The organism is Xanthomonas sp. WHRI 7945 (assembly GCF_035026585.1).
Genome location: NZ_JAYIQP010000001.1, coordinates 263,443 through 278,145 on the forward strand (window position 1 = coordinate 263,443; position 14,703 = coordinate 278,145).

General features: G+C 68.8%; 10 protein-coding genes. 5 read left to right on the forward strand and 5 right to left on the reverse strand.

The features are described 5' to 3' along the window. Positions 1 to 157 precede the first annotated feature (157 nt). The 5 genes from VDQ83_RS00990 to VDQ83_RS01010 all read right to left on the reverse strand — a co-directional run bounded on the left by VDQ83_RS00990 (position 158) and on the right by VDQ83_RS01010 (position 7,774). Positions 158 to 943 (reverse strand): hypothetical protein, encoded by a 786-nt coding sequence (locus tag VDQ83_RS00990; RefSeq protein WP_455433538.1) that lies wholly within the window; start codon positions 941 to 943, stop codon positions 158 to 160. Between the two features lie 402 nt (positions 944 to 1,345). Next, complete coding sequence (locus VDQ83_RS00995; RefSeq protein WP_455433539.1) at positions 1,346 to 2,257, reverse strand: hypothetical protein; 912 nt, start codon at positions 2,255 to 2,257, stop codon at positions 1,346 to 1,348. 118 nt (positions 2,258 to 2,375) lie between these two features. Next, a complete protein-coding gene (locus VDQ83_RS01000) occupies positions 2,376 to 3,185 on the reverse strand; it encodes an N-acetylmuramoyl-L-alanine amidase (protein ID WP_455433540.1) in 810 nt (269 codons plus the stop codon). Positions 3,186 to 3,295: 110 nt separating this feature from the next. Next, entirely contained in the window at positions 3,296 to 4,876 is a 1,581-nt protein-coding gene (locus VDQ83_RS01005) for a serine hydrolase domain-containing protein (protein ID WP_455433541.1), read from the reverse strand. A gap of 105 nt (positions 4,877 to 4,981) precedes the next feature. Beyond that, positions 4,982 to 7,774: a TonB-dependent receptor plug domain-containing protein gene (locus VDQ83_RS01010; RefSeq protein WP_455433542.1), complete on the reverse strand. Its 2,793-nt coding sequence runs from the start codon at positions 7,772 to 7,774 to the stop codon at positions 4,982 to 4,984. Positions 7,775 to 8,151: 377 nt separating this feature from the next. Between VDQ83_RS01010 and VDQ83_RS01015 the strand changes: the two genes are divergently transcribed. The 5 genes from VDQ83_RS01015 to VDQ83_RS01035 all read left to right on the forward strand — a co-directional run bounded on the left by VDQ83_RS01015 (position 8,152) and on the right by VDQ83_RS01035 (position 14,667). Beyond that, positions 8,152 to 9,546, forward strand: coding sequence for a C40 family peptidase (locus VDQ83_RS01015; protein WP_455433543.1), 1,395 nt, complete (start codon positions 8,152 to 8,154; stop codon positions 9,544 to 9,546). Next, on the forward strand, positions 9,543 to 10,646 hold the full coding sequence (locus VDQ83_RS01020) for a dipeptide epimerase (protein ID WP_455433544.1): 1,104 nt from the start codon (positions 9,543 to 9,545) through the stop codon (positions 10,644 to 10,646). The genes VDQ83_RS01015 and VDQ83_RS01020 overlap by 4 nt, the downstream gene beginning before the upstream one ends. A 1,384-nt stretch (positions 10,647 to 12,030) precedes the next feature. Next, complete coding sequence (locus VDQ83_RS01025; RefSeq protein ID WP_455433669.1) at positions 12,031 to 12,786, forward strand: L,D-transpeptidase family protein; 756 nt, start codon at positions 12,031 to 12,033, stop codon at positions 12,784 to 12,786. Then, complete coding sequence (locus VDQ83_RS01030; protein ID WP_309922201.1) at positions 12,783 to 14,078, forward strand: APC family permease; 1,296 nt, start codon at positions 12,783 to 12,785, stop codon at positions 14,076 to 14,078. The genes VDQ83_RS01025 and VDQ83_RS01030 overlap by 4 nt, the downstream gene beginning before the upstream one ends. Positions 14,079 to 14,169: 91 nt before the next feature. Further along, a complete protein-coding gene (locus tag VDQ83_RS01035) occupies positions 14,170 to 14,667 on the forward strand; it encodes a hypothetical protein (RefSeq protein WP_455433545.1) in 498 nt (165 codons plus the stop codon). Positions 14,668 to 14,703 lie beyond the last annotated feature (36 nt).

Consider the following 14,703-nt stretch of genomic DNA (forward strand, 5'->3'; position numbering starts at 1 on the left):
ACTCCTTGAGGTTGATATACGGCGGCGTGCGCCGACAAGGTCAACCGAGCTCGTCCGTGAGCTTGTTAGTGCGCGGTCAACAAAACAATTCGGGTACTGCGGGTAGTGCGTTCTTGCTGCCGCCGTGCGCCAATCCGTGGATCGGCGCACGGCGGATTCATGCGCTTGCTTTCGGTTGGTACTGTCCGCTCGCCTGGTCGTACGCGTAGACCACCGCATCGGATGCATCGAGCAACCGCGCCCGGCCGGGGCCGGCGATCGCGGTGCCGCGCAGCGCCACCTGCAGGGCCGGCATCGGCTCGCCGGGCACCGCCTGGAAGCTCAGCGTGCCGACGCTGGAGACGTGCGGGACGGTGCCCTCTTCATCGCTGCTGGCCTCGTTGTCTTCGCCGGCGGCGACCGTTCCGAGGTACACCCAGCCCTGGTAGTCGCCCAGGTCGTTCTTGTCCGGATCGAAGGTGAACAGCGCGAAGCCGAGGCTGGTAATGCCATTGCCGAAGCTGGAGGTCGGCACCGCCAGCAGCAGCTGCCCGTTGTCCAGGACGTGCTGCTGCGGCTTGCGCGTCTCGTCGACCGCGTCGGCGCGCTCGTAGCCGCCGAAGCTGCCCACGTACTGCTGCGCGTGGAACAGCATCCACGGCCGCTCGCTGCCCGGCGCGGTCAGCAGGAACGTGGCTTGGCTGATCGACACGCCTTCGCCGGGATCCGGGAAGGTCTCGGCGTCGTCGTTGCCGTACTTGTTCGGCGTAGCGTAGGCGAAGCCGGTGTAGTAATGCTTGCCGCCCAGATCGAAATGCTGGCCGTGCCAGAAGCTGGCCACGGCGCCGTTGTCGATCTCGTACGACAGCGCGCCGTCCCCGTCCATGCCGTAGATCAGATACAGCACGCTGCCCGGATAGGGCGGCGCCTCGGTGGCGACGGCAAGCTTGTTGTCATTGGACATGTGCAGAACATCCTGTATTCGTTGAAGAAGCCGGAAACACACCCGCAAATCCCGACACGCCACGCCGCAGTGTCCAGAATGCCGCCATCTTGCGCATCGCGGACACAGCGCGACCCGCGGAGACGACAGCTCCCGCAGGCGCGGCTTCGGACAGAGAACGGTGGATTGCAATCCGGCCCCAAAGCAGGGGCGGTGATGGCGATTCGCGCATGGCGAACCGCAAGCCGGCGATCCACTCCGGCATTTCGGGCGAGTGCAGCATCCATTGCCGCTCGCGAATGACTCGCCTGATCATCAGGCCCCGTGGCGGCATCTTAACCAGTTCCGTTGCCGGCGACTAGCGGGCAGCCCCCCTCCACGAACGCCTGCGGCCGGCCCGGGCGCGGGCCGGTCGGCCGGTGTTCAGCGATCCAGCGGCGGCATGTATTTGCCGCTGGCCTGGTCGTAGGTGTAGGTCGCCACGTCGGCGGCGCCCAGGGTGCGGACCTTGCCGGGGCCGGCGATGGCGGTGCCGCTCATGGTCACGCGCAGGCTCGGCACTGGTCCGCTGCCGGGCTCGAAGCTCAGCGTGCCGGTGCTGGCGGCGCACTTCATGGTGCCTTGGTCGTCGCAGGCCGCGCCGTTGTCTTCACCGGTGGCCACGGTGCCCAGGTAGACCCAGCCCTTGTAGTCGCCCAGGTCGTTCTTGTTCGGGTCGAAGGTGAACACGGCGAAGCCCGAACTGGTGATGCCGTCGGCGAAGCGCGTGGTCGGCAGCGCCAGCAGCAGGTGGCCGTCCTTGGTCTCGGTACGCTGCGGCGCGCGCTTCTGGTCCAGGGCGTCGGCCTTCTCGTTGCCACCGAAATCGCCGGCCCATTGCTGCGCATGGAACAGCGTCCACGCCGGCTTGCCGTCCGCCTCGTCGAGCACATAGGTCGCCTGGCTGATACTGACGCCGACGGCGGGATCCGGCGTGTTCTCTTCCTCGGATTTGCCGTATTTCTCCGGGCCGGCGTTGGCGAAGCCGGTGTAGTAGTGCTTGCCGCCGAGGTCGAAGCGGTAGCCGTACCAGAAGCTGGCCAGGGCGCCGTTGTCGATGGTGTAGGACGCCGATCCGTCGCCCTTCATGCCATAGATGTCGGCGAGCACCTGCCCGGGCGCCGGCACCTCGACGCCGACCGGCTCGGGTTGTGCTGCCGCGGGCGCAGGCGCGGCGGTAGCGGTCGCCGCGGGCGGCGCCTGCGTGCCTGCCGGCGCGGGGTCGGCGGCCTTGTCCGTGCAACCGCCGATCAGCAGCAACGCTGCCACCCACAGGGCTGTCTTTGCGAGCCTCATAACACTGCGTCCTTTGGAGTTCTTGGCGCGCTCATGCTACCAAGAACGTGCGTCGATCCAGCGGATGCCGCGCACCGGGCACGCGTCGGTACAGGCGCCGGCGGACCGACCGGCGCCGCTAGGGCGCGTCCGATTCGATCGCCGCGGCCGGTTGCGGTTGCGGCCGTGCCAGCGCCGGCTGGGTCAGCGCGTAGAGGATGCGCAGGTCTTCGGCGTCGAGCGCGGTGGCATCGTTGCCGCGGTAATGGTGGTGGAAGGCACGCAACGTGGCGGCGCGATCGTCGAGCGGGTAGCCGATCAACGCCAATGCCTGCCACGGGTCGAAGCCGGGCGGCGCCGGTGGCGTATCCGCCGCCGGCCAGCGGCCGAAACCGGCGTCGGCCAAGCGCTTCCACGGAAACAGCGGGCCCGGATCGACCTTGCGCGTGGGCGCGAAATCCTGGTGCCCGACCACCTGCGTGCGCGGGATGCGCAGCCGCGTGCACAGGTCCTCCAGCAACAGCAGCAGGCTGTCGATCTGCGCCTGCGCGAACGGGGTCTTGCCGTCGTTGTCCAGTTCGATGCCGATGGAGGCGGAATTGATGTCGGTGATCGTGCCCCAGCGCCCGGCGCCGCCGTGCCAGGCGCGGCGCTCGTCGCTGACCAGCTGGTAGCGCTTGCCGTCGCGGCCGATCAGGTAGTGCGCGCTGACCTTGCCCTTGCTGTTGTGCGAACGCAGCGTGTCCAGGCTGCGCTGCACCGAGTCCTGGTCGGTGTAGTGGATCACGATCAGGATCGGCCGGCGCAGGTCCTGGTTAGGCGACGGCACCCATTCGGCCAGCGGATTGCGCTGCGGCGCGTGCGCACAGGCGGCGAGCAGGGCGACGAGCGCCAGCGGTGCCAGCCAGCGGGTGCGGTGCGATGCAGAAGAGGGAAAGAATCGGGTCATGAAGAATTCCGGAATATCTGACAGTGAGCAGCGAGCGCAAGCAACAGCAGTATCTAGAAACCTGGTGAACGAGATGGTGGTTGCGGGTGGGACTTCAGTCCCGACGGGCTTTACCGCTGAAGCGTCGGCACTGAAGTCCCTCCCACGACATCAGGGCATGGCCCCGCCCGCACGAAGTCCAGATCGGCGTAGTCGTAGCTGAAATCCGCGGTCGGATCGACATGCGCCAGGCGCATCCGCGGCATGCCGTCGGCATCGGCGACGAAGTCCAGCCACGGCTCGGCATCGACGCTGGCCTCGTCCCAGTCCACCAGCCAGCGCGCGCCGACCTGCATGACCCGGCCGCGCAGCAGCGGCGACTTGCGCGACTGGAAGCGCAGCGCGTCGTGCTGCGGGCACAGCACGACCTCGCCGAACCACGGATCGCGCCACACGCCTTGCCGATCGCGCGATGCTGCACTGGCTACCGGCACGCGCGCAGGCGTCTCGCCCGCGGCAGGCGCCGCCTTGTCGGCCTGCGCACGCGTGCGCTCGAGCAGCGTCGCGTAGTGTTCGACGTCCAGTCCACGCTGCTGCGGACGGGTGAAGCGCTTGAGCAGCGCCTCGCCCAGGGTGGTGCGCATCTCGCCGCCCTCGCCGTTGCTGAGGATGACGAAGCCGCTGCGCCGGTCCGGCAGCAGCACCAGCGACGAATACATGCCCATCAAGGTACCGGTATGCGCGACCTGCCACTGCCCGTCCACGTCGGAGAGGCGCCAGCCGTAGCCATAGCCGTACAGGCGCGTGCCGTCCCACTCGCGCATCTGCGCAGTGATCGGCATCGGCGTGTGCAGCGTCCACAGCGCCTGGCGCTGCGCCGGCGACAGCCATGCCGCAGTGTCGCTGTCGGGCGCCAGCCAGGCGCGCATCCAGGCCAGCATGTCGTCCAGGCTGCAGCGCACGCCGCCGGCCGCCATCGATGGCGTATCCGCAATCTGCGCCGGGTCCGCGCGCACCACGACGTTGGCCCCGCCCTGGCGCATATGCGGCTGGGCGACGTTGCCGACCGCATCGCGCTCCCAGGCGCCGACCTGGCAGCGACGCATACCCAGCGGCGCGAACACCTGCTCGCGCAGCAACTGCTCGTAGGGCTTGCCGCCGGCGCGCGCGGCCACCTCGCCGGCGACCACGTACAGCAGGTTGTCGTAGGCGTAGTGCGAACGGAAGCTGTGGGTCGGCTTGAGATGGGCGAGCCCGGCGACGATGTCGGCACGCGTGAAATCGTTGGGTTCCGGCCACAGCATCAGATCGCCGGCGCCCAGACCCAGGCCGCTGTTGTGGATCAGCAGGTCGCGCACCTGAATGTGGCGCGTGACCCACGGGTCGTACATGCGGAACTCCGGCAGGTAGCTGATCACCGGATCGTCCCAGCGCAGCTTGCCGGCATCGACCAGCCGCGCCAATAGCGCGGTGGTCATGGCCTTGCTGTTGGAGGCGATCTTGAACAGCGTTTGGCCATCGATGCGCTCGCCGCTGCCGGCGCGCAGCTCGCCGGCGCTGCGCGCATACACCACCTCGCCGTTCTCGATCACGCCGACCGCCAGCCCCGGCAACCGGTAGCGGGTCAGCGCCTGCTCGAACAGGCGGTCGAGCTCGGCGCGCGGCGGCGCGGCGACGGTGTCCGGCGCCGCCGAGGCGAGTGCCGGCAGCATCGCGCAGGCGGCGAGCAGCCATCCGCGCAAGCGCGCCGCGGCGCTGCGCCGTGATGCATCCGGTCTCATCGTTGCCGCTGTGGCGACGTCGTCCCGCACGCCTGCTCAGAAGGTGTAGGTGAAATTGGCATACAGCTGGCGGCCGATCGCGCCGTACACGCGCGGGAAGTACGGCCAGGCCGTGTAGCTGTCGTCGCGCGGGTGAATCTTGTCGAACACGTTCAGCACGCTGATGCCGAGCGTGGCCTTGTCGGTGATCTGCTTGGCGATGTCCGCGTTCCACACCACGTACGGCGCCACGCGCCCGGTCTCGGCGTAGTTGGGACGCGAGCCGTAGCGGTAGCCGTACAGGCTGGTCGACCAGTCGCCGATGCTCCAGTTCAGGCGCCAGTTGGTGCGGGTGCGGAACGCCAGGTAATCGACGTCGTTCATCACGTCCACCGGCTTGGCTCCGGCGAACTGCGCCACTTCCATCTTCAGCACGTGCGTGTAGCCGGCCTGCAGGCCGAACGCGCCCCAGTCGCCGAGATCGACGCTGTAGCGCAGGTTGGCGTCCACGCCGTCGGTGCGCATCAGCGACTGGTTGATCGGGAAGGTCTCGAACGCGGTGATCTGGCCTTCGGCGGTGAGGTCGGTGCCGGGGCTGCGGGTCACCGACTGGATGTAGAACTGGCAGGCGGCCGAAGCGGTATCGACCGCATTGCCGGCGCGGTCGCTGCCGAGCAGGCAGTTGGCGTTGTTCTCCAGCAGGCTCTCGCTGGAGATCGATTCGACCCGGCCTTCCAGTTCGATCCGGTAGTAGTCCGCGCTCAGCGACAGCGTCGGCAGCACGTCCCAGACGAAGCCCAGCGTGGTCGATTTCCCCTTCTCCTCCTCCAGCAACGGATTGGACGACTGGGTGGAGAAGGTCTGGTATTCGTGCGCGCTCGAACACGCCGCCGACAGCGGATCCAGGCCATCGCGGCGACACAGGTATTCGTCGGTGACGGTGGGATTGTTGGCGCTGGTGCCGGCGTAGATCCACAGCAGGTCCGGCGCGCGGAAGCTGGTGGCATGGCTGCCGCGCAGCAGCAGGCTGTCGAACGGCCGCCATTCCAGCCCGGCCTGCCAGGTGGTGGCGTCGTCGACCGAGGTGATGTCGTCGTACTTGTCGTAGCGGCCGGCCAGCGTGGCGCTGAGCCGGCTGAAGATCGGCACGCGCAGCTCCAGGCCGGCGGCATAGCGGTCGCGCGGGCCGCCGCCCGGGGTCTGGGTCAGGTTGTAGATGCGCTCGCTGCCGGTGTAATCCACGGTGGTGCGCGGATCCGGCGCGAGATCGTACTTCTGCCGCGCCGCCTCCAGCACGGTGGCGATCTGCAGCATGCCGGCCGGCAGCTCGAACAGGTCGCCGCTGAACACGAACTGCGCCTGGTCGGTGCTGGATTCGCCGCGGCTCACCACGTCGGTGGTGAGCTGGTCGTACAGCGCCGCGCTGCCCGGCGCGAACAGCTTGTCGGCGTAGAACTCGCGGATCTCGGTGCCGTCGGGCCGATAACCGAGCACCGGCCCCATGTAGTAGTCGCGCACCGCATTGGTCAGGAAGCGCGGGCGCCGGGTGGTGATGTCGTAGCGCGACATCGACACGCTCGCGTCCCAGTCGAAGCGGCCGTCGAACAGCTTGCCGCGCACGCCGGCGTTGAGGTTCCAGGATTTCTCGTCGTATTCGATGTTCTTGATGCCCCCCACTTCAGACGGCAGGAAGATGCGCTGCGCGGTGACCAGGCCCAGGTCCGGATCGTAGACGGTGAAGGCGCCTTCGCCGATGTAGTAGTGGGTCTGGCTGGAGCTTTCGTCCTTGGAGCGATTGGCCAGCACCTGCGCATAGCCGGTGACGTCGCCGCTGAAATCGAAGGTGCCGGACAGGTAGGCCGAGGTCTTGCCGTAGCCGTTCTGCACCGAGCGGCCTTCGTAGTAGCCGAACGCGCCGCAGCGGTTGGCCGCGGCCAGGTTGTCGGCGGTCTTGTAGGGCGCGAACGCAGGATTGGTCGCCGCGCAGGCGCTGTCCAGTGCGCTGGCCGAGGTCGACAGCGCGCCGCCGCTCGGCCACAGATAGGTGTTGCCGCGGCGCAGGTAGACGCCGGAGATCGACGCATTGGGACTGGACGGGTCGGCCTTGTTGGCCGGATGGTCGTCGTAGGAATCCATGAAGTCGCGCTGGCTGGCGACGATCGCCTCGCGGTCCATCCGCTCGAACGCGTAGGTCAGGCTCCAGCGGTCGCCGGTGCGTCCGCCGCTCCATTGCAGCTGCCCGCTGTCGCCGCCGCCACGCGTGGTGGTGCCGCCGCGCAGGCGCAGCGTGTCGCCGCTGAAATCGCGCTTGGTGATGATGTTGACCACGCCGGCCACTGCGTCGGACCCATAGATCGCTGAGGCGCCGCCGCTCATCACCTCGATGCGTTCCACCGCCGCGGCGGGGATGCTGCCCAGGCTGACCGCGGTGCCGTTGGCGCCGTAGGACTGCGGGTAGTCGGCCATGCGCTTGCCGTTGAGCAGGATCAGCTGATAGCCCGGACCCAGACCGCGCAGGTTGAGGAACTGGCCGTTGGGCGAACTGCCGGTCTGGTCGCTTTCGTTGAAGGCGCTGCCGCTGAACTGGGTCAGCGTGCCGAGCGACTCCCACACCGTGCTGAAGCCCTGCTTCTGGATCTCCTGCGCGGTGATCACAGTCACCGGCGCCGGGCCTTCCACCTGCGAGCGTGCGATGCGCGAACCGGTGACGGTGACCTTGTCCAGGTCGCGCGTGGCGGTGGGCGCGTCCTGCGCGGCGGCGAGTGGCGGCAATGCCAGCACGGCCAGCAACGCGAGGGCCAGACCGGATGGACGCAGACGGGGACGGGAAACATGGATTGGATCGGACACGCGGCTCTCTCCTGCAAGCGACGACGCTGACGACGATGACCCGAGCCGACGCAGGCCAACAGCCGGCCGCCTTCCTGGGCACCCACGCGGACAACACGACGCACGGCCGCAGCACGGCGCCCTCCTTCTATTCCTCGACTTCCCCCAGGTGCGCATACCGAACGGCGACCCCTGCGACGTGCGCCGTAGTTCCAGGCCCTCGTCTCGCTGCTGGCGGAACCAGCGCCTGTCGGCGTCGGCTCCTCGCTCCTGTCTTTCGGGTGTAACACGGCGCAAAACAGCCTGTCAATCAACTCTTCTTGACAAGCCGAATCGGGAAAAAGACTATTCCGAAGCGACGCGCAGCCGTCGATACGCTTTCCATCTCGCGGGGTCCGATGAACACGATGCGTGGCCTGTGCTTGCTGCTGGCCGCAGCGCTGAGCGGCCCGGTGCTGGCGGCAAGCGCCGACGACACGGTGCCGTTCCAGGTGCGTGCCAGCCAGTTGCAGGCGGACTACTGGATCGCGCGCCTGCCCGCTGCGCAACGCCCGCTGCTCGACGCGGCGCAGGTGCAGTCCTTCAACGCGCATCTGCTGCGCCACGATGCGTCGATGCACGACCTGCAGGCGCTGCCCGAACGCTACAGCGCAGAACAGGTGCGCGCGCAGGTGCTGGCGCTGTCGGCATCGCCGACGCGCACGCTCTACGACGCGAGCGGCGCCATGCTCGACGCCGCGCAGCTGGCCGCCTTGCACTCTGCGCTAGGGCTGGACGCGGTCCCCGCGCAAGTCGCGCCGCGTTACGCGCTGGTGGTGCGCCGCGCCGACCTGCGCACCTTCCCCACCCGGCAACGCGCGTTCAGCGGCCGCGACGACCACGACATCGACCGCTTCCAGGAATCGGCGCTGTATCCCGGCACCGCGGTGGCGATCCTGCACGCCAGCGGCGACGGCCAGTGGCTGTTCGTGCTGGCGCCGAACTATGCAGCGTGGATCGAACGCGACCGCGTCGCCGAAGGCGACCGCGCCGTGGTGCTGGACTACGCGCGGCGCACGCCGCGGCTGGTGGTGACCGGCGCCCGCGCGCTGACCGCGTTCACCCCGGAACTGCAGGCCGCGTCGCAGGTAGCGCTGGACATGGGCAGCACCCTGCCGCTGCGCGAAGACTGGCCGGCGCAACAGCTGGTCAACGGCCAGTCGCCATTGGCCGCGTACGTGGTGCAACTGCCGTTGCGCGGCGACGACGGCCGGCTGCGGCTGGCGCCCGCGCTGGTGCCACGCGGCGCCGACGTCGCCACCGCGCCGCTGGCGGCCACCCAACGCAATCTGCTGCGGCAAGCGTTCAAGTTTCTCGGCGAGCGCTACGGCTGGGGCAACGACTACGACGCGCGTGACTGCAGCGGCTTCGTCTCCGACGTCTACCGCAGCCTGGGCATCGCCTTGCCGCGCAATACCGGCGACCAGGCGCGCAGCCCCAGCCTCGCCGCCGTGCCCTACGCCGCCACCGCGCCGCTGGTGCAACGGCAGCGGGCGCTGGCGCAGCTGCAGGTCGGCGACCTGGTCTACATCCCCGGCCACGTGATGATGGTGATCGGCCACGACCGCGGCCACACCTGGGTGATCCACGACGTCGCTGGCGCCAGCTACCGCGACGCGAGCGGGCAGTTGCAGCGCGTGCGCCTCAACGGCGTCTCGGTGACCCCGCTGGAGCCGATGCTGCTCGGCGACGGCACGCCCTTCATCGACCGCATCACCCGCATCCAACGCGTCCGCCCGGTCGCCACCGAATGAAGATCACCGATATCCAGCTGGGCATGTTGCGCGTGCCGCTGAAGACCCCGTTCAAGACCGCGCTGCGCACCGTGGAGACGGTCGAGGACGTGATCGTGCTGGTCCACACCGACAGCGGCCACATCGGCTATGGCGAAGCGCCGGCGACCGCACCGATCACCGGCGACACCCACGGCTCGATCGTCGCGGCGATCGACGGCTTCATCACGCCGCGCCTGGTCGGCGAGGACGTCGCCAACCTCAACCGGCTGACCGGGCTGATCCAGGGCGCGCTGGAGCGCAACGGCAGCGCCAAGGCCGCGGTGGAGATCGCGGTCTACGACCTGTGGGCGCAGCTGTACGGCGCGCCGCTGTACAAGATGCTCGGCGGCGGCACGCCGGCCATCGCCACCGACATCACCATCAGCGTGGACGCCGTCGACAAGATGGTGGCCGATGCGCTGTCGGCGCTCGCGCGCGGCTTCACTGCGCTGAAGATCAAGGTCGGCAAGGACATCGACGTGGACATCGAGCGGGTCAAGGCGATCCACGCCGCGGTCGACGGCCGCGCGCTGCTGCGCCTGGACGCCAACCAGGGCTGGACGCCGAAGCAGGCGGTGTACGCGATGCGCACGCTGGAAGACGCCGGGGTGGCGCTGGAGCTGCTGGAGCAGCCGGTCAAGGCCTGGGACATCGATGGCCTGAAGTACGTGACCGAGCGGGTGAACACGCCGGTGATGGCCGACGAGAGCGTATTCGCGCCGGCGCAGGTTTTCGACCTGATCCAGCGCCGCGCGGCGGACATCATCAACATCAAGCTGATGAAGGCCGGGGGACTGTCCAACGCGATCCGCATCGCCGACATCGCGGCGCTGTACGGGGTGCAATGCATGATCGGCTGCATGCTCGAGTCGAGCATCAGCGTGGCGGCGGCGGTGCACCTGGCGGTGGCCAAGGCCGACGTCATCACCAAGGTGGACCTGGACGGCCCATCGCTGGGCCTGTTCAACCCGGTGGAGGGCGGGGTGATCTTCAACGACTCGCAGATCACCATCACCGACGCGCCTGGCCTGGGCATCCGCGAGATCCGCGGCCTGGAGCTGCTGCCGCCGCGCGGGTAATGCGAGCCTGTTGGCGCATGTGCGGGCATGCCAAGGCCATTGCAGTGCAGCTGCTTACAACACGATTACGATTGCGATCGTCGATTAAAACGCCACGCAGCCCTGAACGGTTTGCCGCCTTGGCTTGCTTTTGCCTTTGCCTTGCCTGTTCTGATCTACCTCTGCCTTTGCTGTTGCTCTAGCTGTTGCTCTAGCTGTTGCTCTGGCTGTTGCTCTGGCTCTGGCTCTGACTCTGACTATTGCTGTTGCTGTTGCTTTTGACTTACCGGGTTCCCTTCCGCAGCGGCGGATGGACCGGGGAAAAACCCCGCAGGGGCGGCGCACATGGATGTGCGCCGTTCGCGGCAGGGGCAGGATGCCCCTTCCGCGAATCCCCGGTGCATTCGCGGACCCGTAGCGCGCAGCGCGGAGGGCGCGCAGGCAGGGCGTGCTTTCTTTTGGTTACTTTTCTTTGCACGAGCAAAGAAAAGTGACCCGCCAAGGGCGGAAGCCTTTGCTTCGCCGTTGCTTTTGTTTGCTTCAAACGTTTGCTTTGTAGGAGCGGCTTCAGCCGCGACGCTTTCCTGACAGAACCAGTCGCGGCTGAAGCCGCTCCTACAAGGATCCTTCCCACTGCCATCGCAAGAGCAAGAGCAAAGCTTTCGCCTTTGGCGAGTTACTTTTCTTTGCTTGTGCAAAGAAAAGTAACCAAAAGAAAGCACACCCTGCCTCCTCGCCCTACGCGCTGCGCGCTCCGGGTCCGCGAATAGGACGGGATTCGCGGAAGGGGCATCCTGCCCCTGCCGCGAACGGCGCACATCCCTGTGCGCCGCCCCTTCGGGGTTTTTCCCGCCCTATTCGCCGCTACGTAAGGGACCGGTAAAGCAACAGCAACAGCAACAACCACAGCAACAGCAACAGCAACAGCCACGACCACGACCACGACCACGACCACGGCACTGCATGGCATGGCATGGCCACGGCAACAATGACGGGTACGACGGCTGCACGGCCGCGGAAGATACATAGCCAACAGTGGCGACCAACACGTAGAGGCAATGGCCGACACAAGCCGAATCGAACCGCGACCAACCCGCCGGACTTGCTGCACCACGCACCGCCGCGCCTGCCGCATCGAGCCACTGCCCACGCAACCGCGCACACGACCGCCGCCACGCACCGAACAACTACGGTAACGTGCACTATTGCAGAGCGCCCACCCGACATCGTGCGAGTGCCGTTGTGCCGCCACCCTGACCGCCGCCGGCAACGCGCGGCGGCCCTGGAACGGGTCCAGTACCTGTTCCATGCCCGATCGCGACCGGAGATGCGCATGCCGAAGTTCCCATGGTTGTCCGCCCTGACGCAGACCGGCGCCGCCCGCCGCACATGGCGCGCAGCGCTGATGCTGCTGTGCGCCGCCGTCGCCGGCCCCGGCCTGGCCGGTACCGCCACCGACGGCACCGCGCCGCCGGCACTGCAGCAGGCGCGCCAGCTGGTGCTGGTGATGGCGCCGGACTGGGACAGCCCGCGCGGCCAACTGCAAGCGTTCGAACGCACCGCGCAGGGCTGGCGCGCGCACGGCCAGCGCTTCGATGTGACGCTCGGCCGCAACGGCAGCGCCTGGGGCCTGGGCCTGCATCCGGCGCAGGCCGACGGCCCACAGAAGCGCGAAGGCGACGGCCGCAGCCCGGCCGGCATCTTCACCATCGGCGAGGCCTTCGGCTACGCGCAGCGCATCGACAGCGCGCTGCCCTACCAACCGATGCAGCAGAGCAGCTACTGCATCGACGTGCCCGATTCGCCGCTGTACAACCGCATCGTCGACGCCGACCGGGTCGGTGCCGAGGCGGTCGCCGGCTCGACCGAGCCGATGCGCCTGGACCTGCACCACGACGGCGATCGCCGCTACGAGGAAGGCTTCGTGATCGGCCACAACCCGCAGGCACGGCCGGGCGCCGGCAGCTGCATCTTCGCCCACCTGTGGCGCGCGCCGGGCGAAGCCACCGCCGGCTGCACCGCGATGGAACCGGCCGACATGCAGCGCCTGCTGGCCTGGCTGCGGCCGGACGCCGCGCCGCTGTTCGTGCTGCTGCCGCGCAAGGACTACCAGCGCCTGCGCACCGCCTGGACGCTGCCCGCGGCGGAGCCGGCACCGTGAGCAACGCGCCCGAACCGAGCCTGGTCCGCGCGGTCAGCCGCTGGCAGATCGTCGGCCTGTCGATCAACGACGTGATCGGCAGCGGCATCTACCTGCTGCCCGCCGCCACCGCCGCGCTGCTCGGGCCGATGAGCCTGTGGGCGGTGCTGCTGGCCGGGCTGGCGGTGGGCTTGCTGGTGCTGTGCTACGCGCAGGCCGCCAGCTATTTCGACGAACCCGGCGGCAGTTATCTGTATGCGCGCGAGGCATTCGGCCGCTTCGCCGGTTTCGAGATCGGCTGGATGATCTGGCTGACCCGGATCAGTTCGGCCGCCGCGCTCGGCAACGGCCTGGCCGATGCGGTGGTGCGCTTCTGGCCGGCCGCGGCCGGCGGCGGCGCGCGCCTGGCGATCGTGGTCGGCTCACTCGGCCTGCTCACCGCGATCAACGTGATCGGAGTGAAATCGGCCGCGCGCACCGGCGTGGCGCTGGTGATCGGCAAGCTGGTGCCGCTGCTGCTGTTCGTGGCGATCGGCCTGTTCTACGTGGACTGGTCGTGGGCGTTCTCCGGCCAGGCGCCGGATCCGCGCGACTTCGGCAACATGGGCGAGGCGGCCTTGTTGCTGCTGTTCGCCTACGCCGGCTTCGAGAACATCCCCGCCGCCGCCGGCGAATACCGCAATCCGCGCCGCGACGTACCGTTCGCGCTGATCACCATGATCGTCACCGTCACCCTGATCTACGCCGCGGTGCAGGTGGTCGCGCAGGGCACGCTGGCGAACGTGGCGCAGTCGGCGACGCCGTTGGCCGATGCCGCCAGCGGCTTCGGCGGCGAGGCGCTGGCGCTGATCCTCACCGTCGGCGCCACCATCTCCATCCTCGGCACCACCAGCAACACGGTGATGCTGGGGCCGCGCTTCCTGTTCGCGCTCGCGCAGGATGGCTATGGACCGGCGTTCCTGGCCCGCGTGCATCCGCGCTTCCGCACCCCGGCCGCGGCGATCCTGCTGCAGGGCGTGCTGTCGCTGGCGTTGGCGCTGTCCGGCTCGTTCGTGCAGCTGGCGCTGCTGTCGATGGTCACCCGCCTGTTCGCCTACATCGGCACCGCCGCGGCGGTGCTGGTGCTGGCACGGCGCTACGGCGACCGTCCCGGCGCGCTGCATCTGCCGGGCGGCCCGCTGATCCCGCTGGCGGCGCTGCTGCTGGCATTGGCGCTGCTGCTCAGCGCCAGCTGGCAGAACCTGGCCGCGGCCGGCGTGGCGCTGCTGGTCGGCGCGCTGTTCTACTGCTTCCCGCGCAAGGGGGCGGCGTAAGGCCTTCACGCGGCCTTGCGCGATTGTCACGCGCGGGTAACCGCATCGCTTCGACCCTGGGCGCCCGCCTCGATCGATGCCGGAGTCCGCGATGAAACTACGCCGTGTCTACAGCGCCCCCGACGTGGCCACCGCCACCCGCGCCCTGCAAGCGGCGCGCAGCGCCGGCATCGACAACGACGACCTGTCGCTGATCGCGCGCGGCGACATCGAACTGGACGCGATTCCCGACGAACGCAAGGACGTCAAGACCGACACCTTGCCGGCCGCCGCGCGCGGTGCGATGGGCGGCGGCGCGGCCGGCCTGCTCGCCGGGCTGGCGGCGATCGCGGTGCCGCCGCTGGGCATCACCCTGGCCGGCGCCGGGGTGATGGCCATCGCCGGCGCGCTGGTCGGCAGTTGGTCCTCGGCGCTGGTCGGCGCCACCGTGCCGGATCCGGTGCGGCGCAACTTCGAAGAGGAAATCGAGGCCGGCCGCGTCCTGGTCGTGATCGAAGGCGAGTCGCCGCAGCTCGACGCCGCCGATGCCGCACTGCGCAACGCCGGCACCACAGCGCTGCCCTACGAGTCCGCCGCTGCCGCGCAGTGAGCGTAGGCCGCCGCCGCGCGTCCCGTGGTGACGGCA

Excerpts from the sequence above, each read along its gene's own strand:
- VDQ83_RS00990 (WP_455433538.1), bottom strand. The coding sequence starts at position 943 with ATGTCCAATGACAACAAGCTTGCCGTCGCCACCGAGGCGCCGCCCTAT.
- VDQ83_RS01025 (WP_455433669.1), top strand. The coding sequence starts at position 12,031 with ATGCTGCTGTGCGCCGCCGTCGCCGGCCCCGGCCTGGCCGGTACCGCC.
- VDQ83_RS01020 (WP_455433544.1), top strand. The coding sequence starts at position 9,543 with ATGAAGATCACCGATATCCAGCTGGGCATGTTGCGCGTGCCGCTGAAG.
- VDQ83_RS01005 (WP_455433541.1), bottom strand. The coding sequence starts at position 4,876 with ATGCTGCCGGCACTCGCCTCGGCGGCGCCGGACACCGTCGCCGCGCCG.
- VDQ83_RS01035 (WP_455433545.1), top strand. The coding sequence starts at position 14,170 with ATGAAACTACGCCGTGTCTACAGCGCCCCCGACGTGGCCACCGCCACC.
- VDQ83_RS01000 (WP_455433540.1), bottom strand. The coding sequence starts at position 3,185 with ATGACCCGATTCTTTCCCTCTTCTGCATCGCACCGCACCCGCTGGCTG.
- VDQ83_RS00995 (WP_455433539.1), bottom strand. The coding sequence starts at position 2,257 with ATGAGGCTCGCAAAGACAGCCCTGTGGGTGGCAGCGTTGCTGCTGATC.
- VDQ83_RS01015 (WP_455433543.1), top strand. The coding sequence starts at position 8,152 with ATGAACACGATGCGTGGCCTGTGCTTGCTGCTGGCCGCAGCGCTGAGC.